The organism is Streptomyces sp. NPDC107521 (genome assembly GCF_055598485.1).
The window spans coordinates 388,024-412,410 of sequence record NZ_JBVKAT010000001.1 but is presented as its reverse complement, the minus strand read 5'-3'; the positions used below and the strand labels follow the sequence as shown (position 1 = coordinate 412,410).

At 71.8% G+C, this 24,387-nt stretch carries 20 protein-coding genes and 1 riboswitch; of the genes, 7 read left to right on the top strand and 13 right to left on the bottom strand.

Translation table 11 applies throughout. The annotated features are described in order from the left end of the window. Nucleotides 1-112 precede the first annotated feature (112 nt). Nucleotides 113-874: a rhomboid family intramembrane serine protease gene (locus tag ACZ7LB_RS01745; protein ID WP_471464818.1), complete on the top strand. Its 762-nt coding sequence runs from the start codon at nucleotides 113-115 to the stop codon at nucleotides 872-874. Further along, a complete protein-coding gene (locus ACZ7LB_RS01740; RefSeq protein ID WP_161225133.1) occupies nucleotides 871-1,152 on the top strand; it encodes an Lrp/AsnC family transcriptional regulator in 282 nt (93 codons plus the stop codon). The genes ACZ7LB_RS01745 and ACZ7LB_RS01740 overlap by 4 nt, the downstream gene beginning before the upstream one ends. Nucleotides 1,153-1,255: 103 nt before the next feature. Here the strand turns inward: ACZ7LB_RS01740 and ACZ7LB_RS01735 are convergent, their stop codons facing one another. The 6 genes from ACZ7LB_RS01735 to ctaE all read right to left on the bottom strand — a co-directional run bounded on the left by ACZ7LB_RS01735 (nucleotide 1,256) and on the right by ctaE (nucleotide 8,452). Continuing rightward, nucleotides 1,256-2,695, bottom strand: a complete 1,440-nt coding sequence (locus ACZ7LB_RS01735; protein ID WP_471464815.1) for an aminotransferase class V-fold PLP-dependent enzyme — start codon at nucleotides 2,693-2,695, stop codon at nucleotides 1,256-1,258. Between the two features lie 169 nt (nucleotides 2,696-2,864). After that, nucleotides 2,865-2,981: riboswitch (SAM riboswitch) on the bottom strand. Nucleotides 2,982-3,064: 83 nt separating this feature from the next. Then, entirely contained in the window at nucleotides 3,065-4,129 is a 1,065-nt protein-coding gene (trpD, locus tag ACZ7LB_RS01730) for an anthranilate phosphoribosyltransferase (protein WP_471464813.1), read from the bottom strand. Nucleotides 4,130-4,256: 127 nt separating this feature from the next. After that, nucleotides 4,257-5,915, bottom strand: coding sequence for a cytochrome bc1 complex cytochrome b subunit (gene qcrB, locus ACZ7LB_RS01725; protein WP_471464811.1), 1,659 nt, complete (start codon nucleotides 5,913-5,915; stop codon nucleotides 4,257-4,259). Continuing rightward, nucleotides 5,912-6,970, bottom strand: a complete 1,059-nt coding sequence (qcrA, locus tag ACZ7LB_RS01720) for a cytochrome bc1 complex Rieske iron-sulfur subunit (RefSeq protein ID WP_471464809.1) — start codon at nucleotides 6,968-6,970, stop codon at nucleotides 5,912-5,914. Before qcrA ends, qcrB begins: the two co-directional genes overlap by 4 nt. Next, the gene (gene qcrC, locus ACZ7LB_RS01715) at nucleotides 6,967-7,776 is read right to left on the bottom strand and encodes a cytochrome bc1 complex diheme cytochrome c subunit (protein WP_471464807.1); all 810 of its coding nucleotides are present in this window, start codon (nucleotides 7,774-7,776) and stop codon (nucleotides 6,967-6,969) included. The genes qcrA and qcrC overlap by 4 nt, the downstream gene beginning before the upstream one ends. 64 nt (nucleotides 7,777-7,840) lie before the next feature. Next, nucleotides 7,841-8,452, bottom strand: coding sequence for an aa3-type cytochrome oxidase subunit III (gene ctaE / locus ACZ7LB_RS01710; RefSeq protein ID WP_161225127.1), 612 nt, complete (start codon nucleotides 8,450-8,452; stop codon nucleotides 7,841-7,843). A 206-nt stretch (nucleotides 8,453-8,658) separates the two neighbouring features. On the opposite strand from ctaE, the gene ACZ7LB_RS01705 reads away from it, so the two are divergent. Then, complete coding sequence (locus tag ACZ7LB_RS01705) at nucleotides 8,659-9,060, top strand: response regulator (RefSeq protein WP_471464805.1); 402 nt, start codon at nucleotides 8,659-8,661, stop codon at nucleotides 9,058-9,060. A gap of 370 nt (nucleotides 9,061-9,430) precedes the next feature. Here the strand turns inward: ACZ7LB_RS01705 and ACZ7LB_RS01700 are convergent, their stop codons facing one another. From ACZ7LB_RS01700 to ctaC, 4 genes are all read right to left on the bottom strand, one after another. After that, nucleotides 9,431-10,705: a L,D-transpeptidase gene (locus ACZ7LB_RS01700; protein ID WP_471464803.1), complete on the bottom strand. Its 1,275-nt coding sequence runs from the start codon at nucleotides 10,703-10,705 to the stop codon at nucleotides 9,431-9,433. Nucleotides 10,706-10,834: 129 nt separating this feature from the next. After that, nucleotides 10,835-11,233 carry a cytochrome c oxidase subunit 4 gene (locus ACZ7LB_RS01695; RefSeq protein ID WP_161225124.1) on the bottom strand — a complete coding sequence of 133 codons (399 nt, stop codon included), beginning with the start codon at nucleotides 11,231-11,233 and terminating at the stop codon, nucleotides 10,835-10,837. Beyond that, nucleotides 11,230-12,966, bottom strand: coding sequence for an aa3-type cytochrome oxidase subunit I (gene ctaD / locus ACZ7LB_RS01690; protein ID WP_161225123.1), 1,737 nt, complete (start codon nucleotides 12,964-12,966; stop codon nucleotides 11,230-11,232). The genes ACZ7LB_RS01695 and ctaD overlap by 4 nt, the downstream gene beginning before the upstream one ends. After that, on the bottom strand, nucleotides 12,963-13,922 hold the full coding sequence (gene ctaC / locus ACZ7LB_RS01685) for an aa3-type cytochrome oxidase subunit II (protein ID WP_161225122.1): 960 nt from the start codon (nucleotides 13,920-13,922) through the stop codon (nucleotides 12,963-12,965). Before ctaC ends, ctaD begins: the two co-directional genes overlap by 4 nt. A 235-nt stretch (nucleotides 13,923-14,157) precedes the next feature. On the opposite strand from ctaC, the gene ACZ7LB_RS01680 reads away from it, so the two are divergent. Then, nucleotides 14,158-15,540, top strand: coding sequence for an aminotransferase class V-fold PLP-dependent enzyme (locus ACZ7LB_RS01680; RefSeq protein WP_471464801.1), 1,383 nt, complete (start codon nucleotides 14,158-14,160; stop codon nucleotides 15,538-15,540). A gap of 121 nt (nucleotides 15,541-15,661) precedes the next feature. Here the strand turns inward: ACZ7LB_RS01680 and ACZ7LB_RS01675 are convergent, their stop codons facing one another. After that, nucleotides 15,662-16,636: a carbohydrate kinase family protein gene (locus ACZ7LB_RS01675; RefSeq protein ID WP_471464799.1), complete on the bottom strand. Its 975-nt coding sequence runs from the start codon at nucleotides 16,634-16,636 to the stop codon at nucleotides 15,662-15,664. Nucleotides 16,637-16,765: 129 nt separating this feature from the next. Between ACZ7LB_RS01675 and ACZ7LB_RS01670 the strand changes: the two genes are divergently transcribed. Further along, on the top strand, nucleotides 16,766-16,978 hold the full coding sequence (locus ACZ7LB_RS01670; protein WP_471464797.1) for a hypothetical protein: 213 nt from the start codon (nucleotides 16,766-16,768) through the stop codon (nucleotides 16,976-16,978). A gap of 399 nt (nucleotides 16,979-17,377) precedes the next feature. Beyond that, a complete protein-coding gene (locus tag ACZ7LB_RS01665) occupies nucleotides 17,378-18,898 on the top strand; it encodes a hypothetical protein (RefSeq protein WP_471464795.1) in 1,521 nt (506 codons plus the stop codon). A 135-nt stretch (nucleotides 18,899-19,033) separates the two neighbouring features. Here ACZ7LB_RS01665 and erpA read toward each other — a convergent pair whose 3' ends face one another. Beyond that, nucleotides 19,034-19,390 (bottom strand): iron-sulfur cluster insertion protein ErpA, encoded by a 357-nt coding sequence (erpA, locus tag ACZ7LB_RS01660; RefSeq protein WP_471464793.1) that lies wholly within the window; start codon nucleotides 19,388-19,390, stop codon nucleotides 19,034-19,036. Between the two features lie 261 nt (nucleotides 19,391-19,651). On the opposite strand from erpA, the gene nadA reads away from it, so the two are divergent. Next, nucleotides 19,652-20,836 (top strand): quinolinate synthase NadA, encoded by a 1,185-nt coding sequence (gene nadA / locus ACZ7LB_RS01655; protein ID WP_471464791.1) that lies wholly within the window; start codon nucleotides 19,652-19,654, stop codon nucleotides 20,834-20,836. A gap of 281 nt (nucleotides 20,837-21,117) precedes the next feature. Here the strand turns inward: nadA and ACZ7LB_RS01650 are convergent, their stop codons facing one another. Next, nucleotides 21,118-24,249, bottom strand: coding sequence for an efflux RND transporter permease subunit (locus ACZ7LB_RS01650; protein ID WP_471464789.1), 3,132 nt, complete (start codon nucleotides 24,247-24,249; stop codon nucleotides 21,118-21,120). Nucleotides 24,250-24,387: the final 138 nt, after the last annotated feature.

Sequence of the window (24,387 nt, the reverse complement as noted above, 5' to 3'; positions counted from 1 at the left end):
CCGGTGCGTGTAGGCACGTAACCCTACGGCCTGGCGGGTACCCTCCGCCCGCCCGTCCGCGGCGGCGAGGCGGTCCGGGGTGATTCGTCCCGTTGCGTCATGCTCTGTAGTCATGATCCGCACCTGGTTCTCGGCGGCCCTCCGGACGGTCCGGGCTCCGCGCCGGTCCCGCCCGCCGCGGAGCCGGGCCGCCCCGGTGACCCATGCGCTGATCGCCCTGTGCTGCGCGCTGTTCGTGATCAGCCCGGCGGCGGGCCTGAACCCGGCCTACGGCACCGGGGAGGAGCTGCTCGCGGCGCAGCGCGCCCACTTCCACCGCTGGGGGGTGATCCCGGCCGACCTGTTCGCGCCCCTTCCGGGCTCCTGGGCGACCCCGGTCACCGCCCTGTTCGTGCACGGGAGCTGGGTGCACCTGCTCGGGAACATGCTGTTCCTGTACGTCTTCGGGGCGATGACCGAGGCGCGGCTGGGCGGGGTCCGGTACCTGCTGTTCTATCTGGGCTGCGGCGCCCTGGCCCTGCTCGGCTACGCGGCCGACAACCCGGGGTCGGAGCAGTCCCTGGTGGGCGCCTCGGGGGCGATCTCGGCGGTGCTCGGCGCGTTCCTGTTCCTGTTCCCGCGCGCCCGGGTGACCAGTCTGCTGCCGTTCGCCTTCTTCCTGCCGCTGCGCTTCCCGGCCTGGGTGGTGCTGCCGTTCTGGGCCGCGTTGCAGTGGGCGGCCGCCGGACGGGCGGGCGACGGGCCGGGGGTCGCCTATCTGGCCCATCTGGTCGGCTTCGGGCTGGGCTTCCTCTTCGCCTGGGTGGGCCCCGGGCGTACGACTAGAGTGAGGAGCGTTCCAGCGACGGCCCCCGAGGGAGAGAACCAGCCGTGATCAGCGCGATCGTCCTCATCAAGACCAGCGTGGACCGGATTCCCGAGATCGCGGAGCGGATCGCCGCGCTGGAGAACGTGACCGAGGTGTTCTCGGTGACCGGCACCTACGACCTGATCGCCATGGTGCGGGTGCGCCGCCACGACGAGCTGGCCGAGGTGATCCCCGGCCGGATCAGCAAGATCCCGGGGGTGGAGGGCACGGACACGCACGTGGCGTTCCGCACCTACTCCCAGCACGACCTGGAGGCGGCCTTCGCGATCGGGCTGGACAACTAGGGTCCCCCGGCGGACCCGCCCCGGCCCACCGGCCGGAGGCACCCGGTCCCGTGGGCCGGGAACCCGGCGGGCACCGCCCGCCGGAGCCGGAGCCGGGCCGGGCTCAGCGCGCCGCGGAGGTGTCCGGAACGCAGCGGCCGTCCACCGCGCGGTACGTCCATCGGGCGCCCTCGCCGACCAGTTCCCCGACCGCGGCCAGGAACCGTTCCACGTGCTCGTCCGGGGTGCCCGCGCCGAAGCTGACCCGGACGGCGTTCAGCGGCTGCTCTCCCCCGTCGCCCTCCGGCGCGCCGCAGGCGCCCGCGGTGCCGCCGGGGTCGCCGCCGAGCAGGAGCCGCACCAGCGGATGGGCGCAGAACAGGCCGTCGCGCACCCCGATGCCGTACTCGGCGGAGAGGGCGGCGGCGAAGTGGGAGCTGTTCCACCCCTCGACGACGAAGGACAGCACGCCCACCCGCGGGGCGTCGTCGCCGAACAGGGACAGCACCCGGACCCCGGGCACCCGGGCGAGCCCCTCCCGCACCCTCTCGACCAGTCGCCGCTCGCGGGCGACCAGGCTGTCGAAACCGGCCTCGGTGAGCGCCTCGCAGGCGGAGGCGACGGCGTAGGCGCCGATGACGTTGGGCGATCCGGCCTCGTGCCGGGCGGTGCCGTCGTGCCAGACCACGTCGACGCCGCCGTCGGCGCGCCGGGTGACCGCGCGGCTGGCGCCGCCCCCGGCCAGGTACGGCTCCGCGCCGCCGAGCCAGTCGGCGCGGCCGGCCAGCACCCCGGAGCCGAAGGGGGCGTAGAGCTTGTGGCCGGAGAAGGCGACCCAGTCGACGTCGAGCGCGGCGACCGGGACGGGGTGGTGCGGGGCGAGCTGCGCGGCGTCGAGCACGATCCGGGCGCCGTGGGCGTGGGCGGCGGCGGCCAGTTCGCGCACCGGCCACAGCTCGCCGGTCACGTTGGAGGCGCCGGTGACGCAGACCAGGGCGGGGCCGTGGGGTTCGCGGGCGGCGAGGGCGTGCTCCAGGATCTCGACGGCGCGGCCGGGCGAGCGCGGGGCGTCCAGGACGGTGACGTCGGCGTTCCGCCAGGGCAGCAGGGCGGCGTGGTGCTCGGTCTCGAAGACGAACACCCGGCAGCCCTCGGGCAGCGCCCCGGCCAGCAGGTTCAGGGAGTCGGTGGTGGACCGGGTGAAGACGACCTGGTCGTCCTCGCGGCAGCCGAGGAAGCGGGCGACGGTGGCGCGGGCGTTCTCGAACAGGTCGGTCGAGAGCTGCGACAGGTATCCGGCGCCCCGGTGGACGCTGCCGTAGTACGGGGCGTAGGCCGCCACGTCGTCCCAGACCCGCTGGAGCGCGGGGGTGCTGGCGGCGTAGTCGAGCGCCGCGTAGGTGACCTCGCCGCCGGTGACCAGCGGCACGGTGACGTCCCGGCCCAGCACGGGCAGCGGGGCGGAGCAGGCGTCGGTGCCGGGGGCCGCCCCGGCGGGGCCGCAGGCCGGGGCGGCGGTCCGGTGGGCGGCGGTGGCGGAGGCGGGGACGGCGGAAACGGACATGGCGGAACTCCCGTGAAGGCAGGCGGGGTTCACCGCGCGGGGGCACAGGGGGCACCGGCGCGGGAAGGGTGACAGGAAACGCGGAGGCGGGGCTCGGCGGCCCTATCGCATTCGCTGGTTCACGGAAAGAGGCTCCCTCGTACGACCAGGACCCCTGGTGTTCGCGAGGGGTCCGCGCTTGCCGTGGACCTTGCTGTCCACTGCCTGGTCCTCACCCGGGGCACCCCGCCACGGACGGAGGGTTGCCGGACAGTCGGCCGGGGCCGCATGACTGTCACTCATGACCTGGAAAGGAAGCTACGGGAAAACGGCGGCGTCCCGCAACCCCGTACCGGATCGCGGGACGCCTCGCACAGGGACGCCGGTGCGTCAGCCGTTGCTGGCGGCCACCCAGCGCTCCAGGGTCCGGGCGGCCGCGCCCGAGTCGATCGCCTCGGCGGCCCGGTCCATGCCGGCCCGGATCCGCTCCGTCAGGGTCCCGCCGCCGGGCCGCAGGGCCACCAGGGCCGCCGCCGAGTTCAGCAGCACCGCGTCGCGCACCGGACCCCGCTCGCCGCTCAGCAGCCGCCGGGCCACGTCGGCGTTGTACGAGGCGTCGGCGCCGCGCAGCGCCTCGATGGGCACGAGGTCGATGCCGACGTCGCGGGGGTCGAAGGCCTCCTCGGTGACCCCGCCGTCCCGGACGACCCAGACCCGGGAGGTGGCACAGGTGGTCAGCTCGTCGAGCCCGTCGTCGCCCCGGAAGACCAGGGAGGAGTGGCCGCGCTCGGCGAACACCCCGGCCATGATCGGCGCCATCCGGGCGTGGGCGACGCCGATCGCCTGCGCCTTCACCCGGGCCGGGTTGGTCAGCGGCCCCAGGTAGTTGAAGACCGTGCGGATGCCCAACTGGCCCCGGGCGGCGGCGACATGGCGCAGCGACGGATGGAACTTCACCGCGAAGCAGAAGGTGATCCCGGCCTCCTCGGCGACCTCCGCCACCCGCTGCGGCGTCAGCTCCAGATTGACGCCGAGCTTCTCCAGGACGTCGGAGGCGCCGGACGCCGAGGAGGCGGCCCGGTTGCCGTGCTTGACGACCCTCGCCCCGGTGCCCGCCACCACGATGGCGGACATGGTGGAGATGTTGACGGTCTTGGCGCCGTCGCCGCCGGTCCCGACGATGTCGACGGTCTCGCCCGGCACCTCGATCACGTTGGCGTGCTCGTACATCGTGCGGACCAGCCCGGAGATCTCCTCGACGGTCTCGCCCTTGGCGCGCAGCGCCACCGCAAACCCGGCGATCTGCGCGTCGGTCGCCTCGCCGCGCATGATCACGTCCAGCGCCCAGGCGGTCTCGTCGGCGGACAGGTCCCGCCCGTCGAGCAGTCCGTTCAGCAGGGCGGGCCAGGAGCGGCCCGCCGCGGTGTCGCCTCCAGCGGGTGCCACAGCGCTCATGAGCCGTCCTGCCTTCGTGTGAGTCCGGGAGATGGTCTCCCCCACCCTATCCAGGCACGGGCACGGCACAGGGCCCCGTCCGGGGAACGGACGGGGCCCTGTGCCGTGGTGTGGCGACGTCGGAGGATCAGTGGTGGCCGTGGCCGCTCGTGATCTCCTTGTACTCCTCGGCGGTCGGCTTCGGGATCTGCGAGTCCTCGCCGAAGTAGGCGTCGCTGAGCTTGGCGCGCAGCTTCTCCGGGGCCTTCGGCTTGCGCTCGACACCGTTCGCGTCGACCGTGGGGCCGATCTCGGCCGGCTTGTACTGCTCGTGCGCGGTGAGCGTGTGGAGCTGGTCCTGGCTCAGCGGCTCGTGCACCTCGATGAACTCACCGTGCGGCAGGCGCTTGATGATGCCCGACTCGCGGCCGTGCAGCACCTTGTCCTTGTCCCGGCGCTGGAGGCCGAGGCAGATCCGCTTGGTGATGACGAACGCGACGACCGGGCCGAGGAAGAACCCGATCCGCACGAACCAGGTGACCGCGTTGATCGACAGGTGGAAGTGCGTGGCGACGATGTCGTTGCCACCGCCGATCAGCATGATCAGGTAGGCGGTCACCCAGGCCACGCCGAACGCCGTCCGGGTCGGGGCGTTGCGCGGGCGGTCCAGGATGTGGTGCTCGCGCTTGTCCCCGGTGATCCAGGACTCGATGAACGGGTACAGGGCGATCATGCCGAGGAACACGCCGAAGAGGACCAGCGGGACGAACACGCCGAGGACCAGCGTGTGACCCCAGAGGTTGATCTCCCAGCCGGGCATGGCCCGGACGAGTCCCTCCGCGAAGCCCATGTACCAGTCGGGCTGGGCGCCCGTGGAGACCTGGTCCGGACGGTAGGGGCCGATGCCCCAGATCGGGTTGATCGCCACCAGGCCCGCGACCACCGCGATCACGCCGAAGACCAGGAAGAAGAAGCCGCCCGCCTTCGCCATGTACACCGGCAGCAGCGGCATGCCGACCACGTTCTTGTTGGTCCGGCCGGGACCCGCGAACTGGGTGTGCTTGTGGTAGAAGACCAGGATCAGGTGGGCCACCAGCAGGCCCAGCATGATGCCCGGCAGCAGCAGGATGTGGATCGAGTAGAACCGGGCCACGAAGTCGTGGCCGGGGAACTCCCCGCCGAACAGGAACATCGAGATGTACGTGCCGACGATCGGCACGGACAGGATCGCGCCCTGCGTGAAGCGGACACCGGTGCCGGAGAGCAGGTCGTCCGGGAGCGAGTAACCGGTGAAACCGGTGAACATGCCGAGGACGAACAGCAGGAAGCCGAACAGCCAGTTGATCTCGCGCGGCTTGCGGAACGCGCCGGTGAAGAAGACGCGCATCATGTGCACGAACATGCCGGCCAGGAAGACGATGGCCGCCCAGTGGTGGATCTGCCGGATCAGCAGACCACCGCGGATCTCCAGGCTGATGTCGAGCGTCGACCGGTAGGCCTCACTCATCAGCTGTCCCTGGAGCGGGACGTACGAGCCGTTGTAGACCACCTCGTTCATCGACGGGTGGAAGAACAGCGTCAGGTACACACCCGTGAGGATGATGATGATGAAGCTGTACAGGCAGATCTCACCGAGCATGAAGGACCAGTGGTCCGGGAAGATCTTGCGCATGTTGGTCTTGGCCAGGGCGTAGATGCCCAGCCTGCCGTCCGCCCAGTCGGCGACGCGCTCGCCGGCCGGAGCCTTGCGCCCGCGTTCCGCCGGGGATCCGGAGGACGGATTCGGGTTGCTCGCTGCGGTACTCATCCGCGCTCCCAGAATGCAGGACCGACGGGCTCCTCGAAGTCGCTGAGCGCCTCCAGATAGCCCTCGTCGTTCACGCCGATGCGAAGCTGAGGCAGAGCGTGACCGGCGGGACCGAAGATCACCCGGGCGCCGTCGGAGAGGTCGAAGGTGGACTGGTGGCACGGGCACAGCGCGTGATGCGTCTGCTGCTCGTACAGGGAGATCGGGCAGCCGACGTGGGTGCAGATCTTCGAGTACGCGACGATGCCCTCGTGCGACCATTCGAGTTCGCGCTTGTCCTTGATGTTCTCCGGCTGGATACGGATGAGCATCAGGGCGGCCTTGGCGATCTCGCTCTGGAAATCCTCGTCGTGCTCCTCCAGGCCCTCGGGCCTGGCGAAGGTGAGCGAACCGACGGTGATGTCCGAGGGGCGCATCGGCTCGTTGGTGTTCATGTTGACGAGCAGCTTGCCCTGGGACCAGCGGGTGTGGCGGAGCTTGGTGCCCGGCAGCGGACCGAGTTCGCGCAGCAGCACGACGCCCGAGAGCGGCACCAGCGCGAACGCGCCGAACATCGTGCCGCGGATCAGCTTGCGGCGTCCGATGACGGACTCCTTGGCACCCTGCTTGAAGTCCGCGTGGACCTTCGCGCGCAGTTCCGGGTCGGCCGCGATCGGGTGGCGCTCGTCCGTGATCTCCACGTCGGACATCAGGGTGCGGGCCCAGTGGACCGCGCCCGCGCCGATGGTGAACAGGGCGGCGCCGAGGGTCAGGCCGAGCGCGAAGTTCTGCGCCCGGATGTGACCGATCGGGAAGACGAAGATGGACTTGTCGTGCGGGATCGCCACGAACGAGGCGATGAAGCCCGCCGTGGCCAGCATCGAGATCGTGAACAGCAGGGCGACGACGCGCTCGGACCGCCGGGCGGCCTGCTCGTCGATGTCCTGCACACGGTGCTCGTGGGGCGGCAGCCCCGGGTCCGCGAACGGGTGCTCCTCGTCCGCGATGCCCTCCACGTCGTGGGAGGCGTCCTGCGCTGCGGGCAGGTTCTCTTCTGGGATGTCTTGGCTACTCATGACTTCCTGGCCTTTGCGGTCCGAGCGGCGACCCACACGGCGACGGCGATGCAGGTGCCGAGACCGAAGATCCAGCCGAAGAGGCCCTCGCTGACCGGCCCGAGGCCGCCGAGCGAAAGACCGCCGGGGTTCACGGTCTTGTCACCGTTGACCGCTTCCAGGTACGCGATGATGTCCTTCTTGTTCTGCTCCGACAGGGTGGTGTCGGGGAAGGAGGGCATGTTCTGCGGACCCGTCTGCATGGCCTCGTAGATGTGCTTGGGGTCGACACCCTCGAGGCCCGGGGCGTACTTGCCGCGCGTCAGCGCACCGCCCTTGCCGGTGAAGTTGTGGCACTGCGCGCAGTTGTTGCGGAACAGCTCACCGCCGCGGGCGGAGTCCGCGCCCTCCGGGCTGTACTTGTCCCCGGCGGGGACGGCCGGACCGGCGCCGAGCGAGGCGACGTAGGCCGCGAGCTGGTCGATCTCGGCCTGGCTGTAGATCACCTTCTTGCGCGGGACCTGTGCGCCGGGCTGCTGGGCCGGCATACGGCCGGTGCCCACCTGGAAGTCCACGGCGGCGGCACCCACGCCCACGAGGCTGGGGCCGTCGGAGCTGCCCTGGCCTCCGGTGCCGTGGCAGCTCGCGCAGCCGACGGCGTAGAGCTTCTTGCCCTCTTCGATGGCGAGGGACTGGGCGGTGTCATCGGCCTGCGCCTTGTCCGCGGGTGCGAACACGGCGTACAGCCCCCCGGTGCATGCCAGCGCGAGGAGTAGGACGACGAGCGCCGCCAGCGGATGGCGTCGTCGTGCGGAGAGCTTTTTCACGGATTACCCCGGTGTCAGGATCTTCTGCGTCGATGCTTCTGGATTGCGCGGGAGCGTGCCGCGACTACTTGATCATGTAGATCGTGGCGAAGAGGCCGATCCAGACGACATCGACGAAGTGCCAGTAATAGGACACGACGATGGCGGCGGTCGCCTGCTCGTGGGTGAACCTCCGGGCCGCGTAGGTGCGGCCGAGGACCAGCAGGAAGGCGATGAGGCCGCCCGTCACGTGCAGTCCGTGGAAGCCGGTGGTCATGTAGAACACCGAGCCGTACGGGTCGGACGAGAGCGAGAGGCCCTCGTGCTTGACCAGCTCGGTGTACTCGAACACCTGACCACCGATGAAGATCGAACCCATCACGAAGGTGACGATGAACCACATCCGGAGCTTCTTCACGTCACCGCGCTCGGCGGCGAAGACGCCGAGCTGGCAGGTGAAGGAGGAGAGCACCAGGATCGTGGTGTTCGTCGCGGAGAACGGGAAGTTCAGCGCGTCGGCCTTCTCGGCCCAGAAATCCGGGCCGGTCACCGATCGCAGGGTGAAGTACATCGCGAAGAGGGCCGCGAAGAACATCAGCTCGGAACTCAGCCAGATGATGGTTCCGACGCTGGTGAGGTTCGGTCGGTTGACCGACGGGTGCGCGTGCCCGGTATCTACTGTCGTTGCTGTCGCCACGCCGACATTATGTCGGTCGCTTATCCCGCCCTCACCCCGGGGGGTGCTGTTCGGAGTGTCCGCCCCGTCTGGACTGCCCGGATGGCCCATCGAACGGCCCCGCGAAGCCGTGCGGCGAACCGGTGTTGGGGGCATGCCCGAGGGAGTAGCATCCGGCGGAACGGGCTACGACAGCCTCATGCGTATCACTGCGTATCGGAGGAAGCATGCAGCCGACCGTCACGGTGCTGGTCTACAGCGACAACTCCAACACCCGCGAACAGGTGCGGCTCGCGACGGGCCGGCGGCCTGCCCCGGACGTGCCGGTGGTCGAGTTCGTGGAGTGCGCCACCCCGGCCGCCGTCGTCAAGGAGCTGGACCGGGGCGGCATCGACGTCTGCGTCCTGGACGGTGAGTCCGCGCCCATGGGCGGCATGGGCCTGTGCCGGCAGATCAAGGACGAGGTCTTCGACTGCCCGCCGGTGCTCCTCCTCATCGGCCGCCCGCAGGACGCGTGGCTGGCCACCTGGAGCCGTGCCGAGGCCGCGGTGACCCTGCCGGTGGAACCGGTGGAGTTCGCGGGCTCCCTGGCCGCCCTGCTGCGCCGGAAGAGGCTCCAGGGGGTCTAGGGCCTGTCCGACGCATCCCTTCTGCCTCACGACGCCATGCACGGCACTCTCGGCGCGTCGGCCCCGGCCCCAAGGTTCCGTACGAAGGCCCGGGGCCGGCGCGCCGAGAGCACGCACCTGACGCCGCACGACCGCCCTACGGGCGACGACGGCGACTGTCGGACAGGCCCTGGGCCCCCGCCGTCACCGCCCCGTCCACCCGGCGACGCCCTGTGCGCCCCTGGGACGGACGGGGGTGACGCGACGGCACCCCGGTGCCCGCGCGGGCGCCCCGGAGGTCCCTGGGGCCTCCGGGGCGCCCGCGGCCGTCTCCGGGGCGCGCCCGGAAGGGCGGTCCTTCCGGGGCGCCCCGGGAGGACCGCCCCGCGGCTCACACCGCCGCCGGGCGCAGCCGCGCCGCCTCCTGGGCTCCCGTGCCGTCGGCCCCGCCGGACGTCAGGGCGCTGCCCCGGCGCCAGGCGGCCCAGTCCAGGTTCCAGTCGCCGAAGCCGTTGTCGAAGGTCTCCATCGTCTCGCCGTCGGAGTTGACGACCTGGACGACGTCGCCCTCCTGGACGGCGTCGAAGAACCACTCGGCGTCCTCGGTGCTCATCCCGACGCAGCCGTGGCTGACGTTGGCCGAGCCCTGGGACCCGACGGACCACGGGGCGGCGTGCACGTACTCCCCGCTCCAGGTGACCCGGGTCGCGAAGTACACCGGCAGGTCGTACGACTCCGAGGAGCCCTCCGCGATGCCGATGGAGGTGCTGCGCATGCGTACGAAGCGTTCCTTGCCCAGCACGACCTTGACGCCGTTGCGGGTCTCGAAGCCGGGCTTACCGGTGGTCACCGGGATCTCCCGGACCTCCTCGCCGTCCCGGTAGACGGTCAGGGTGTGGGCCGCGGCGTCGGTGACGGCGACCACCCGGTCGTCCGTGGTGATCTTCAGCGGCTTGGCGGCACCGCCCCACATCCGGTCGCCGATCTTGATGCCGTCGAGGTTGCTGCGCACCTGGACGGTGGCGTGGGCCGGCCAGAACTCCTTGGGCCGGTAGTGCAGCTTGCGGTCGTCCACCCAGTGCCAGGCGCCCTCCACGGCCGGGGTGGAGTCCACCTTCAGCGCCCGTTCCACCACGGCCCGCTGGGCCGGGTCGGAGACGGGGCGGCTCAGCTCGGCGGTGACGGGCTGGCCGACGCCGTAGGAGCCCGCGGCGGGCCCGAAGGCGACGTCCAGGGTCTTCTTCTCACCGGGCTTGCCGGTCTCGAAGCTGAGGACCTTGCGGCCGGGCGCGCCGTCCCCGTCCTCGGTGCTGACCCGCACCGTGTAGCGGGCCGAGGCGGCCAGCGGGGAGGTGCTGTGCCAGCGGCTGCCGTCGGCGGACAGCTCGCCCGCCACGTAGCGCCCCGAGGCGTCCTCGGCGGTGACGTCCGTGATGCGTCCGTCGGCGCCCTCGGCGACGACTTCCAGGGGCTTGTCCGGGTCCGCCTTCTTCCCGGCGTCCGCGGGCCCGCTGAAGGAGATCCGGTCGGCCGCGTCGTAGGGGGCGGAGGCCAGGGGGTTGGCGTCGCCGCCGCACGCGGTCACGCCGGCACCGAGGGCGATCACCAGCAGGGTGCGGCCGATGGCGGCACGCCCCCGCGTCGGGTTGTGATGCGTGTTCCTCATGGGTTCACGCTAAGGAGGGTCCCCCGGCGCGGCGCGGTGGGTCAGCCGTACGGGTGAGCGGGCCGGGGCACGCGAAGGGGCCCGGACCCCCCTCTCGGAGTGTCCGGGCCCCTCGGCGCTCGGCGCGTGCTACTGGGTGCGGTTCTCACCGCGGTAGTACTCGAACACCCAGCCCCAGATGGAGGTCAGGATGACCGGGAGTGCGAAGTACATGATCCACCAGCCGACCGCGATGCTCAGGAAGGCCAGCGCGCCGCCGATGGCGAGCCCGAGGGGCTGCCAGCTGTGCGGGCTGAAGAAACCGACCTCGCCGGAGTCGTCCGCGACGTCCGCGTCCTTGCGGTCCTGCGCACCGGTGTCGACCCGCCGGGCCGTGAAGGCCAGGTAGAAGCCGATCATGATGGCCAGGCCGAAGGCCAGGAACAGCGCGGTGGTGCCGACCGGCTCCTTCGACCAGACGCCGTACACGACGGCCATGATCAGGAGGAATACGGCCAGCCAGAGGAACAACTTGCCCTGGATCTTCACTTGCCGTCCTCCTTGCCGCCGGCGAGGGCCTTCTCGTGGAGGTCGGCGTTCTCGAGCTGGTCGATGGCGGCGATCTCGGGGTGGTGCAGGTCGAAGGCCGGGGATTCGCTGCGGATGCGCGGCAGGGTGAGGAAGTTGTGCCGCGGCGGCGGGCAGGAGGTCGCCCACTCCAGCGAGCGGCCGTAGCCCCACGGGTCGTCCACGCCGACCGGCTTGCCGTACTTGGCGGTCTTCCAGATGTTGTAGAAGAACGGCAGCAGCGACATGCCGAGCAGGAACGAGGCGATGGTCGAGACCGTGTTCAGGGCGGTGAACCCGTCGGCCGCCAGGTAGTCGGCGTACCGGCGCGGCATGCCCTCGACACCCAGCCAGTGCTGGACCAGGAAGGTGCCGTGGAAGCCGACGAACAGCGTCCAGAAGGTGATCTTGCCCAGGCGCTCGTCCAGCATCTTGCCGGTGAACTTCGGCCACCAGAAGTGGAAGCCGGCGAACATCGCGAACACCACGGTGCCGAACACCACGTAGTGGAAGTGCGCCACCACGAAGTACGAGTCCGTCACGTGGAAGTCCAGCGGCGGCGAGGCCAGGATGACACCGGTCAGACCACCGAAGACGAAGGTGATCAGGAAGCCCAGCGTCCAGAGCATCGGCGTCTCGAAGGAGAGACTGCCCTTCCACATGGTGCCGATCCAGTTGAAGAACTTCACCCCGGTCGGGACCGCGATCAGGAAGGTCATGAACGAGAAGAACGGCAGCAGCACGCCGCCTGTGGCGTACATGTGGTGCGCCCACACGGTCACCGACAGGCCCGCGATGGAGATCGTGGCCGCGATCAGGCCCATGTAGCCGAACATCGGCTTGCGGGAGAAGACCGGGATGATCTCCGAGACGATGCCGAAGAACGGCAGCGCGATGATGTACACCTCGGGGTGGCCGAAGAACCAGAAGAGGTGCTGCCAGAGCAGCGCCCCGCCGTTGGCCGGGTCGAAGATGTGGGCGCCGAACTTGCGGTCCGCCTCCAGCGCGAACAGGGCCGCGGCGAGGACCGGGAACACCATGATCGCGAGGAGCGCGGTCAGCAGCACGTTCCAGGTGAAGATCGGCATGCGGAACATCGTCATGCCGGGCGCGCGCATGCAGATGATCGTGGTGATGAAGTTGACCGAGCCGAGGATCGTGCCGAAGCCGGAGAAGGCCAGACCCATGATCCACAGGTCACCGCCGATGCCCGGCGAGTGGACCGCGTCGGACAGCGGCGCGTAGGCGAACCAGCCGAAGTCGGCCGCGCCCTGGGGGGTGAGGAAACCGGCCACCGCGATCAGCGAGCCGAACAGGTAGAGCCAGTAGGCGAACATGTTCAGCCGCGGGAAGGCGACGTCCGGAGCACCGATCTGGAGCGGCATGATCCAGTTCGCGAAGCCCGCGAACAGCGGCGTCGCGAACATCAGCAGCATGACCGTGCCGTGCATCGTGAACGCCTGGTTGAACTGCTCGTTCGACATGATCTGCAGGCCCGGACGGGCCAGCTCGGCGCGCATGACGAGCGCCATCACGCCACCGATGCAGAAGAACGCGAACGACGTCACCAGATAGAGCGTGCCGATCGTCTTGTGGTCGGTGGTCGTCAGCCACTTGACCACGACATTGCCGGGTCGCTTGCGCCGCACCGGCAGCTCGTTCTCGTACGAGTCCTCCGCTGCCGCCGCACCCTGGGGTTCATTGAGGATGCTCACAGGATGTTCGCCTTCCGGTCCTTCTCGTGGCTCGTCTGGGCGATGCCTGCGGGAACGTAACCGGTCTGCCCCTTCTTCACGAGGTCCTGGAGGTGCTGCTCATAGCGCTCCGGGGAGACGACCTTCACGTTGAACAGCATCCGGGAGTGGTCCACGCCGCACAGCTCGGCGCACTTGCCCAGGAACGTGCCCTCCTTGTTGGGGGTCACCTCGAAGGCGTTGGTGTGGCCCGGGATGACGTCCTGCTTCATGAGGAACGGCACCACCCAGAAGGAGTGGATGACGTCCCGCGAGGTGAGGACGAAGCGGACCCGCTTGCCCTCGGGAAGCCACAGGGTCGGGCCGGGGTTGTTGGTCTGCGGGTTCCGGGTGCCGGGGACACCGCAGTCGTAGACGCCGCCGGCGTTGGCCGGGAAGGCGTCCTTGAACCGCTGCGGAACGGCGTCCAGGTCCTTCGAGGTCTTGGCGTCACCGGTGGAACCCGGGACGTCCGCGACGTAGTTGAAGCACCAGCTCCACTGGAAGCCGACCACGTTGACCGTGACGTCGGGCTTCTTCTCCAGCTTCAGGAGCTCGGACTGGTCGCGAGCGGTGAAGTAGAAGAGCACCGAGACGATGACGAGCGGAACCACCGTGTACAGCGCCTCGATGGGCATGTTGTACCGGTTCTGCGGAGGGATTTCGACCTTGGTGCGCGAGCGCCGGTGGAAGAAAGCACTCCACAGGATCAGGCCCCACACCAGCACGCCCACGGCGAGCGCGGCGGCCCACGAGCCCTGCCACAGGGAGAGGATCCGGGGAGCCTCCTCCGTGGTCGGGGTGGGCATGCCAAGGCGGGGGAAGTCCTTGTATGTGCAACCGGTGGCGGTCGCCAGGACCAGGCCCGCGGTCAGTGCCTGCAGCAGCTTCCGCCGCATCGGGCGCCGCGGCGAGCGGTCGGAGCCGTTGGGACTCACGTAGCGCCTTCCCGAGAGTCTCGCCCGCGCTGGTTGGCTGCGGCCTTCTCGCTGGTCGGTCGCCGCCCTGCGTCGGGCAGGGGTTTGATGTTTATGCGGACCAAACCCTACTGGACGCCATTTGGGGTCGCGCGGGGAGGGTGCCCAACGCGCCGCCGGTCACCCCGAAGGGGTGGAATCACCTGCCCAGGGGTGGTTCTGACACCCCTTCCGCGGCACGGGTTAGCGTGGCCGTGTGCCCTACTTCGACGCCGCTTCCGCCGCCCCTCTGCACCCCGTCGCCCGCCAGGCCCTGCTGGCCTCCCTGGACGAGGGCTGGGCCGATCCCGTACGGCTCCACCAGGAGGGGAGGCGGGCCCGGCTGCTGCTGGACGCGGCGCGGGAGGCGGCCGCCGAGGCGGTGGGGTGCCGCCCGGACGAGCTGGTCTTCACCCCCTCCGGGACACACGCGGTGCACGGCGGGATCGCGGGCGCGCTGGCGGGGCGGCGGCGCACCGGAGGTCATCTGATCGTGTCATCGGTCGAACACTCCTCCGTACTCCATGCGGCGGAGGCGCACGAGGCCGCCGGGGGCTCCCTGACCCGGGTCGCCGTGGACCGGGCGGGCGCGGTGGACCCGGCGGCGTACGCGGCGGCGCTGCGCCCGGACACGGCGCTGGCCTGCCTCCAGTCGGCCAACCACGAGGTGGGCACCGAGCAGCCGGTGGCGGAGGCGGCCGAGGTCTGCCGGGCGGCCGGGGTGCCGCTGCTGGTGGACGCGGCGCAGTCGCTCGGCTGGGGGCCGGTGCCGGGCGGCTGGTCGCTGCTGGCGGCCAGCGCGCACAAGTGGGGCGGCCCGCCCGGGGTGGGGCTGCTGGTGGTCCGCAAGGGCACCCGGTTCGCCCCCCGGGGCCCGGTGGACGAGCGGGAGTCGGGGCGCTCCCCCGGCTTCGGGAACCTTCCGGCGGTGGTGGCGGCCGCGGCCTCGCTGCGGGCGGTGCGGGCGGAGGCGGCCCGGGAGGCGGACCGGCTGCGGGAGCTGACGGAGCGCGTCCGGGAGCGGGTCCCGGCGCTGGTGCCGGACGTGGAGGTGGTCGGCGACCCGGTCCGGCGGCTGCCCGGCGTCGTCACCTTCTCCTGTCTCTATGTCGACGGGGAGGCCCTGCTGCACGAGCTGGACCGGGCCGGCTTCTCCGTCTCGTCCGGATCGTCCTGCACGAGCAGCACGCTGACGCCGAGCCATGTGCTCCGGGCGATGGGCGTGCTCAGCGAGGGCAACATCCGGGTGTCGCTGCCGCCGGGCACCCCGGCCGGGGACGTCGAGCGGTTCCTGGCGGTGCTGCCCGGGGCGGTGGCCGGGGTGCGGGCCCGTCTCGGGGCGCCGGAGGCGGCGGACGCCGCCGGGGGGACGGTGGACGCGCTGGTGGTGGACGCGCTGGGCCGGCGCTGCCCCGTTCCGGTGATCGAGCTGGCCAAGGTCATCGGGAGGGTGCCGGTGGGGGGCACGGTGCGGGTCCTGTCGGACGACGAGGCGGCCCGGCTGGACATCCCCGCCTGGTGCGAGATGCGGGGCCAGGAGTACGCGGGCGAGGAGCCGGCGGACCGGGGCACGGCGTACCTGGTCCGCCGGCTGGTCTGACGGGCAAACCGGGGTGGCGGGCGGACCGGGATGGCGGGCGGACCGGCGGGGTCGCCCCGGCCGGTCCGGCCCGCCCCGCGGAACGAGGCGGACCGGGCCGGGCGGCACGGGCGGGCCCGGGTCAGCCCAGGTGGGCGCGGACCTCGGTGGCCGCGTCGTCGCCGTAGGTCTTGGTGAAGCGCTCCATGAAGTGGACGCGCTGGAGCTGGTACTCCTGGGTGCCGACCGTCTCGATGACGAGGGTGGCGAGCATGCAGCCGATCTGGGCGGCGCGCTCCAGGGAGACGCCCCAGGCGAGGCCGGAGAGGAACCCGGCGCGGAAGGCGTCGCCCACACCGGTCGGGTCGGCCCGGCGCTCCTCGTCCGGCACGCCGACCTCGATCGTCTCCCCGCCCCGCCGCTCGATCCGCACCCCGCGCGCGCCGAGGGTGGTGACGCGGTGGCCGACGCGGGAGAGGATCTCCTCGTCGCTCCAGCCCGTCTTGGTCTCGATCAGGCCCTTCTCGTACTCGTTGGAGAAGAGGTAGGTGGCGCCGTCGAGCAGGATCCGGATCTCGTCGCCGTTCATCCGGGCGATCTGCTGGGAGAAGTCGGCGGCGAAGGGGATGGACCGAGTGCGGCACTCCTCGGTGTGCCGGAGCATCGCCTCCGGGTCGTCCGCGCCGATGGAGACGAGGTCCAGGCCGCCGATCCGGTCCGCGACCGTCTTCAGCTCGATCAGGCGGGCCTCGCTCATCGCCCCGGTGTAGAAGGAGCCGATCTGGTTGTGGTCGGAGTCGGTGGTGCACACGAAGCGGGCGGTGTGCAGCGTCTCGGAGATGCGCACCGAGTCGGTGTCGACGCCGTGCCGCTCCAGCCAGGCCCGGTACTCGTCGAAGTCCGAGCCGGCGGCGCCGACCAGGACCGGGCGGGTGCCGAGCTGCCCCATGCCGAAGGCGATGTTGGCGGCGACACCGCCCCGGCGCACATCGAGCTGGTCGACCAGGAAGGACAGCGAGACCGTGTGGAGCTGATCCGCGACGAGCTGGTCGGAGAAGCGTCCGGGGAAGGTCATGAGGTGGTCGGTGGCGATGGAGCCGGTGACAGCGATGCGCACGGCGTGGACTCCTGAGGGGAGGTTGGGTGGACGGTTCACGCTACCCGGGGACGCGCCCACGCCGAAGCGTACGAAACTACCCGGTAGTACCACTTTCTCCGCGCTTCGGAACGTGCCTACGGTGCCGTTATGACGAACCGGAAGACCGACTCGACCACCGCTCGGCCGGACCTCGACCCCGGCCTGGCGGAACTGCGCGGCGACTGCGCCCTGATGGCACCGCGCTGGACCCCTCCCACGAGCACCGCCGGCCGCGCCGTCCCGCCGGGGCTGCCGCACGGGGTGACGGTACCGGGCAGGTCGGCGCGGCTGCTGGACGCGATGTCGGAGTACGGGGACTGAGGCGGCGGCGGCCGGGGCGCCGTCCCGCCGGGGCCCCGGGGCAGCCGGCCGGTGACGCGGGGCGCCCCGGGACCGCCGGGCGCGGGGACCCGGCGGGGTGCGCCGGGGCCGGGGGCGTGGAGGGCCGCGGGACCTGAGCGCCGTGGGCGCCGGGTGCCGTGGGCGCCGGGCGCGCGGGCGTCGAGGTGCCGTGGGCCTCGGGTGCCGTGGGCCTCGGGTTCCCGGGTGTTGCGCATGTGGCTGTTGGGCACCGCGGGGGTGCGGGCGGTCGGCACGGGGTCGTCCCCCTGACGGGGTGGATCGCTGGGCCGTTCGGGTGGCGCGGGCCGGGTGGCGGGAACCGTACGGCTCCGGGCCACGTCCCATGGCTGTCCCAGCACCGGCCGAAGGAGCGATGCGGTGAACAGCGAGCGACCCGACAACGACGACGCCACCCGGGGCACCGGGTCCGGCACCGGACGTGCCGCGCGACGGCGCTCCCCCGGGGTCGCCGCCGTCTCCGTCGCCGCCGCCGTCCTGCTGATCGGGGGCGGCGGCGCGGTCCTGGCCGCGACGTCCTCCGGCGGCGGGCCGGACGGCGGCAGGGCCCCCGGCACCTCCCGGGGCGCCCCCGAACCCCTGGCCCTGGACGACCTCGCCGCCCCCGCGGACGGCACCTCCTCGACCGACGGCGGCGGCGGCAGCGGTCCCGGTATCGCGCCCGGCGAGCCCGACCCGCGCGGCGTCGTCTACCGCGCGGCCCGCCCGCTCCCCGGCGGACCCCGCTCGGCCCCGGTGTACGCGGCGCGGGAGGACGTCACCGCGGCCGAGGTGGCCCGGCTGGCCGGGGCCCTCGGGGTGGAGGGCACCCCCCGGGTGCAGGGCGGGGCGTGGAAGGTGGGCACCTCCGGGGACGGCTTCGGCCCCCTGCTCACCGTGAACGTGGAGGCGCCCGGCTTCTGGACCTTCCAGCGCCACGCCCCCGGCACTGACGACTGCGGCACGGGCCCCGTCTGCAAGGCGCCCTCGGCCGGTGGGACCCCGGTGGGCGAGGCGGCGGCGGTGCGGGCGGCGGACCCGGTGCTCAAGGCGGTGGGCCAGGACGGCGCCGCGCTGGACGCGAGCCAGCTCATGGGCGCCCGGCGGGTGGTGAACGCCGAGCCCGAGGTGGGCGGGCTGCCCACGTACGGCTGGACGACCGGCGTCGTCGTCGGCCCCCTGGGCGAGGTGGTCGGCGGCAGCGGACGGCTGAAGGCGCCGGCCGAGGCCGACACCTACCCGGTGCTGGACGCCGAGCGGACGCTGGAGCTGCTGAACGCGCAGGGCGCCACCGCCCCGGACTCCGGTGGCTGCGCGGAACCGGTGCCGCTGCGGGAGGGGACGGGGCGGCCGTGCGCGTCCCCGGCGGAGGGGCCGGACGAGCGGACGGTCACCGTGGAGGACGCGGTGTTCGGGCTGGCCGCGCACTCGGTGCGGGGACGGCAGGCCCTGGTGCCGTCCTGGCTGTACGAGGTGCGGACGGCGGGCACGGAGAACACGTTCACCGTGACGTACCCGGCGGTCGAGCCCTCGCACCTGGCGCCCCCCGCCGGTGCCGGGACGGCGCCCTCCGGGGAACCGGAGACGACCCCGGCGGAGCCCGCGGCACCGCACGGGGTGCGGGTGACCGGTTACACCGCCGCGGGCAGCGAACTGACGGTGCGCTTCATCGGCGGGGTGTGCTCGGACTACGCGGCGGCGGCGCGGGCCGACGACCGGCGGGTGACGGTCACCGTGACCGAGACCCCGCAGCCGGGCCGGACGTGCGTCCTGGTCGCCAGGGAGTACACGCGGACGGTGACGCTGGACCGGCCGCTGGGCGACCGCGCCGTGGTGGGCTCCGACGGCGCTCCCGTGCCGCGGCACGAGCCGGGGGCGCGGCTCCCGGGGGAGGCCCGCTGACCGCCCGGACGGCACGAGGGCGGCGGCCCCGGGAGGAATCGGATTCCTCCGGGACCGCCGCCCTCGGGTGCGGGTCCGGTGCGCGGCGCGGACCGGCGGACGGTGTCCGTGGCCCGGGCCGGCCGCCGGGACCGGCTAGCTGAACGAGTCGCCGCAGGCGCAGGAGCCCGTCGCGTTCGGGTTGTCGATGGTGAAGCCCTGCTTCTCGATGGTGTCGACGAAGTCGACGGTGGCGCCGCCCAGGTACGGGGCGCTCATACGGTCGGTGACGACCTTGACCCCGTCGAAGTCCTTCACCACGTCGCCGTCGAGCGAGCGCTCGTCGAAGAAGAGCTGGTAGCGGAGGCCGGAGCAGCCACCGGGCTGGACGGCGACGCGCAGCGCGAGGTCGTCACGGCCTTCCTGGTCGAGCAGGGCCCTGACCTTGGCCGCGGCGGCGTCGGTCAGGATGATGCCGTCGGTGACGGTGGTGGTCTCGTCCGATACGGACATCTACATCTCTCCCGGGTTGTACGGAGACTGCTTGCCGACGTTTCAACCGGCGGGGTCCCGGATTCATTCCGGGTCGGCCCCCGGGTTCTCCGGGTCCTTCCCCACGGCCCTCTCCCTCATGCTCGCACATGCCTCCGGAGGCGGACAGCCGCTCCGGCGCCGGGATTCACGTCACATCGACACGATGGGCATCGTCAAAGTGACGTGAACCGGATATGATATATAGCGTCAGTTCGACGAAAAGTAGAAAGGGTGCGTGTCGTGACCACCGCCCAAACCCAGGAGCTCGACGTACAGCCGACGCCCCTCGCCCTGCTGCTGCTCGGCCGGGAGGCCGACCCGAGGAGCGAGCGCGGCGTGGAGTGCCCCGGCGACCTTCCCTCGCCCTCCGACCCGGATCTGGTCGCGCGCGCCCGGGCGGCCAAGGAGAGGCTCGGGGACAGGGTCTTCGTCCTCGGCCACCACTACCAGCGCGACGAGGTCATCCAGTTCGCGGACGTCACGGGCGACTCCTTCAAGCTGGCCCGGGAGGCGGCCGCGCGCCCGGAGGCGGAGTACATCGTCTTCTGCGGTGTCCACTTCATGGCGGAGTCGGCCGACATCCTGACCTCCGACGACCAGAAGGTGGTCCTGCCCGACCTGGCCGCCGGCTGTTCGATGGCCGACATGGCCACCGCCGAGCAGGTCGCGGAGTGCTGGGACGTGCTGACCGAGGCGGGGGTCGCCGAGCGGGTCGTGCCCGTCTCGTACATGAACTCCTCCGCGGACATCAAGGCGTTCACGGGCCGGCACGGGGGCACCATCTGCACCTCCTCGAACGCCGAGCGGGCCCTGGAATGGGCCTTCCAGCAGGGCGAGAAGGTGCTCTTCCTGCCCGACCAGCACCTCGGCCGCAACACCGCGGTGCGGGACATGGGCATGTCGCCGGAGGACTGCGTCGTCTACAACCCGCACAAGCCGAACGGCGGGCTCACCACCGGGGAACTGCGCGACGCCCGGATGATCCTGTGGCGCGGCCACTGCTCGGTGCACGGCCGCTTCAGCCTCGACTCGGTCAGGGACGTGCGCGAGCGCATACCCGGCGTCAGGGTGCTGGTCCACCCCGAGTGCCGGCACGAGGTCGTCGCGGCGGCGGACGAGGTGGGCTCCACGGAGTACATCATCAAGGCGCTGGAGGCGGCCCCCGCCGGGTCCAAGTGGGCCATCGGCACCGAGCTGAACCTCGTCCGGCGGCTGGCGAACCGTTTCGCTCCCGAGGGCAAGGAGGTCGTCTTCCTCGACCGGACGGTCTGCTTCTGCTCGACCATGAACCGCATCGACCTGCCGCACCTCGTATGGGCCCTGGAGTCGCTGGCCGACGGCAACACGGTCAACCGCATCGAGGTCGACAAGGAGACCGAGGCGTTCGCCAAGCTGGCGCTGGAGCGGATGCTGGCGCTGCCGTAGCGGGCGGCCCCCGCCGGGCGCGTGTGCGGTCCCGGGCCCGCGCGGCCGGGCGGGGCACCGGGCCCGGCGGGGCACGGCCTCTTTCCTCCGTCGTCAGCCGGACGACCTCCCCCGGCCCCCCGGAGGAGAGGGCCGCCGGACGGCGGAGAGGGCCCCCGCCCGGCACACCGCGAGGTGTACCGGGCGGGGGCCCTCTCCATGTGCCGGGTGGTCCGGTGACCGGTCCGGCCGGGTCCGGCGGGCCGCGTGACCCGCGGGACCCGCCGTACCCGTGCCGCCCGTCAGACCTGCGCGGGCTCCGGGTCGTCCGAGGACTCGGACCGGCTCGGGCCGGTCCTCCCCCCGGCCGCCTCCCGCTTGGCCGCGCGCTTGTCGCGGCGGCGTTCCTTGCGCAGCTCCAGCATCGCGTAGAGCGTCGGGACCAGCAGCAGCGTCAGCAGCGTCGAGGTGACCAGACCGCCGATCACCACCACGGCGAGCGGCTGCGCGATGAAGCCGCCCTCGCCGGTGACGCCGAGCGCCATCGGGAGCAGGGCGAAGATGGTCGCCAGGGCCGTCATCAGGATGGGCCGCAGCCGGTGCCGGCCGCCCTCGATCACCGCCTCGACGATGCCGTGTCCCCGCGCCCGGTACTGGTTGATCAGGTCGATCAGCACGATGGCGTTGGTGACCACGATGCCGATCAGCATCAGCATGCCGATCATCGCCGGGACGCCCATCGGGGTGCCGGTGACGATCAGCAGGCCGATGGCGCCGGTCGCCGCGAACGGGACGGAGACCAGCAGGATCAGCGGCTGGGCCAGCGACCGGAAGGTGCCGACCAGCAGCATGAACACGATGGCGATGGCGGCGAGCATGGCCAGGCCGAGCTTCTTGAACGCGTCGTCCTGGTCGGCGCTGACGCCGCCGATCTCGGCGGTGGCACCGGCCGGCAGGTCCAGCCCGTCGATCCTCGACTGGAGGTCGGCGCTGACCGCGCCGGTGTTGTCGCCGGTCGGGCGGGCGGTGACGGTCGCCGCGCGCTGGCCGTCGATCCGGGTCATCGAGACGGGTCCGTCCACCAGCTCGACGGTGGCGATGTCACCGAGCCTGACCGGGCCCAGGTCCAGGGCCTTCAGCTCGGCCATGGTGCGGGCCGGGCGGTCCGAGCCGATGACGACGTCGCGCTCGGCGTCGCCCAGCATCGCCTTGGCGACCGGGGTGCCGCGCACCGCCTGGGCGACGGCCGCGCCGAGCGTCTGGTCGGTGAACCCGGCCGCGGCGGCCTTCTCGTTGGTCCGGACGGAGATCCGGGGCACGCTGCGGGACAGGTCGCTGCTGACGTCGGTGACGTCGTCGAGCCCGGCGACCGCCTCGCGGACCTGCTCGGCGGCCTTGCGGAGCACCTCGGCGTCGGCCGCCTTCACGACGACGCTGAGGTCCTGGCCGCCGAAGCCGTCGCCGGAGGCGACCGTGGTGGTGCCGATGCCGTCGAGCTTCGCGAGCCCTGCCTCGATGCGGTCCCGCACGTCGCCGGAGGAGGCCGAGTCCTCCAGCATCACCTGGTACGAGGCCTGGTTGGTGTCGGTGCCGCCGCCGAAGGCCGCCATGAAGCCGGAGGAGCCGACGGTGACCTGGTAGTCCTTGACGCCGTCGGTGCCGGCCAGCAGCTTCTCGACCTTCTTGGCCTGTTCGTCGGTCGCGGCCAGACTGGCGCCCGGCTCCAGCTCCTGCTTGATGCTCAGGACCTTCTGCTCGCCCGGGTCGAAGAAGTTCGTCTTCAGCAGCGGCACCATGCCGAAGGTGCCGAGGAGGACGACGACCGCGATGGCCAGGCTGGTCAGCCGGCGCCGGGTGGCGAAGCGCAGGATGGGGACGTAGAGGCGCTGGAGGCGGCTGCGGGCCTCCTTCTCCTCCGCGAGGCGGCGGGCCTCGGCCGCGTCCTCGGGGGTGCCCTTGGGCGGGCGCAGGAACCAGTACGACAGCACCGGGACCACCGTCAGCGACACCAGCAGGGAGGCCAGCAGCGCGGCGGTGACGGTGAGGCTGAAGGAGCCGAACAGCGCCCCGACCATGCCGCCGGTCAGGCCGATGGGCAGGAAGACGGCGACGGTGGTGAGCGTGGAGGAGGTGACCGCGCCGGCCACCTCGCGGACGGCCTTGAGGATGGCCTCCTGGCGCTCCTCGCCGTAGCCGAGGTGCCGCTTGATGTTCTCCAGGACCACGATCGAGTCGTCGACGACGCGGCCGATGGCGATGGTCAGCGCGCCCAGCGTCAGCATGTTCAGCGACAGGTCGCGGGTCCACAGCACGATCAGCGCCAGCACCACCGACAGCGGGATGGAGACGGCGGTGACCAGGGTGGAGCGGATGGAGGCGAGGAAGACCAGGATGACGAGGACCGCGAAGACCAGGCCGAGGGCGCCCTCCGTGGTCAGCCCGCTGATCGCCTCGGAGACGGCGGGGCCCTGGTCGCTGACGACGGTCAGTTCCGCGCCGGAGCCGAGTTGCTTGCGCAGGTCGGGGAGCTTGTCCTGGACGGCCTCCGAGATGGCGACCGCGCTGCCGTCGTGGTCCATGGTCACGGCGACGGCCAGGCTCGGCCTGCCGTCGGTGCGGGTGAGCGAGTCGGCCCTGGCCTCGCGCTGCTCGACGGTGGCCACGTCACCGAGGCGCACCGGCTTGCGGCCGCCCTCGCCCGGGATCATCAGGTCCTGGATCTGGCGCAGCGAGGTGAAGCCGCCGCCGACCCGGACGGTGCGGTTGGCGCCGTCCTCGTCGAAGGAGCCGGCCGGGACGGTGGCGCCGCCGGCCTGGAGGGCCTGGGCGAGGGACTGGGGGCCGAGCCCGGCCTTGGCGAGCTTCGCCCGGTCGGGGGTGACGCCGACCTGGAGGTCGCGGACCCCGTCGATGACGACTTGGCCGACGCCGTCGATGCCCTTCAGCTCGGGGACGACCGTGCGGTCGAGCTGGTCCGCGAGGGCCTGCTGGTCCTTGGCGGAGGTGACGGCGAGGACCACGGTCGGGATGTCGTCCGTCGAGCCGGAGATGACCTGCGGGTCCACCCCGTCCGGCAGCATCGGGCGGGCCCGGTTGACGGCCTGCTGGACGTCCGCCACGAGCTGCTGGGTGCCGTTGCCGTAGTCGAAGGACGCCATGATGACGGCGTTGCCCTCGCTGGCCGTGGAGGTGATGCCGGAGATGCCGTCGACGGCTTCGAGCATGTCCTCGAGGGGCTGGACGACCTGCTTCTCGACCACGTCGGGCGAGGCGCCCTGGTACGGCGCCAGCACCGACACCATGGGCAGTTCGATGGTGGGGAGCAACTGCTGCTTGAGCTGGGGTATGGCGATCGCCCCGAAGAACAGGGCTATGACCGACATCAGCCCGATCAGGGCCCGTTGCGCCAGACTGAATCTCGACAGCCAGGACATGGATCAGGGTCTCTCTTCTGTGGCCGAGCGGAGGACGGGGCACACAGCGGGCGCGCCCATTCCACCACCCTGGTCCATGCCCGGTGCCCGTTCCCTAGACCGCAGGTGCAATTTCCTTACCTGGGACCTACTCCGGGC

What these genes read in the sequence shown, in the direction of transcription:
- ACZ7LB_RS01745 (WP_471464818.1), top strand. Translation starts at nt 113, where the DNA reads ATGATCCGCACCTGGTTCTCGGCGGCCCTCCGGACGGTCCGGGCTCCG.
- ACZ7LB_RS01735 (WP_471464815.1), bottom strand. Translation starts at nt 2,695, where the DNA reads ATGTCCGTTTCCGCCGTCCCCGCCTCCGCCACCGCCGCCCACCGGACC.
- trpD (WP_471464813.1), bottom strand. Translation starts at nt 4,129, where the DNA reads ATGAGCGCTGTGGCACCCGCTGGAGGCGACACCGCGGCGGGCCGCTCC.
- qcrB (WP_471464811.1), bottom strand. Translation starts at nt 5,915, where the DNA reads ATGAGTACCGCAGCGAGCAACCCGAATCCGTCCTCCGGATCCCCGGCG.
- qcrA (WP_471464809.1), bottom strand. Translation starts at nt 6,970, where the DNA reads ATGAGTAGCCAAGACATCCCAGAAGAGAACCTGCCCGCAGCGCAGGAC.
- ACZ7LB_RS01705 (WP_471464805.1), top strand. Translation starts at nt 8,659, where the DNA reads ATGCAGCCGACCGTCACGGTGCTGGTCTACAGCGACAACTCCAACACC.
- ACZ7LB_RS01700 (WP_471464803.1), bottom strand. Translation starts at nt 10,705, where the DNA reads ATGAGGAACACGCATCACAACCCGACGCGGGGGCGTGCCGCCATCGGC.
- ACZ7LB_RS01670 (WP_471464797.1), top strand. Translation starts at nt 16,766, where the DNA reads ATGACGAACCGGAAGACCGACTCGACCACCGCTCGGCCGGACCTCGAC.
- erpA (WP_471464793.1), bottom strand. Translation starts at nt 19,390, where the DNA reads ATGTCCGTATCGGACGAGACCACCACCGTCACCGACGGCATCATCCTG.
- ACZ7LB_RS01650 (WP_471464789.1), bottom strand. Translation starts at nt 24,249, where the DNA reads ATGTCCTGGCTGTCGAGATTCAGTCTGGCGCAACGGGCCCTGATCGGG.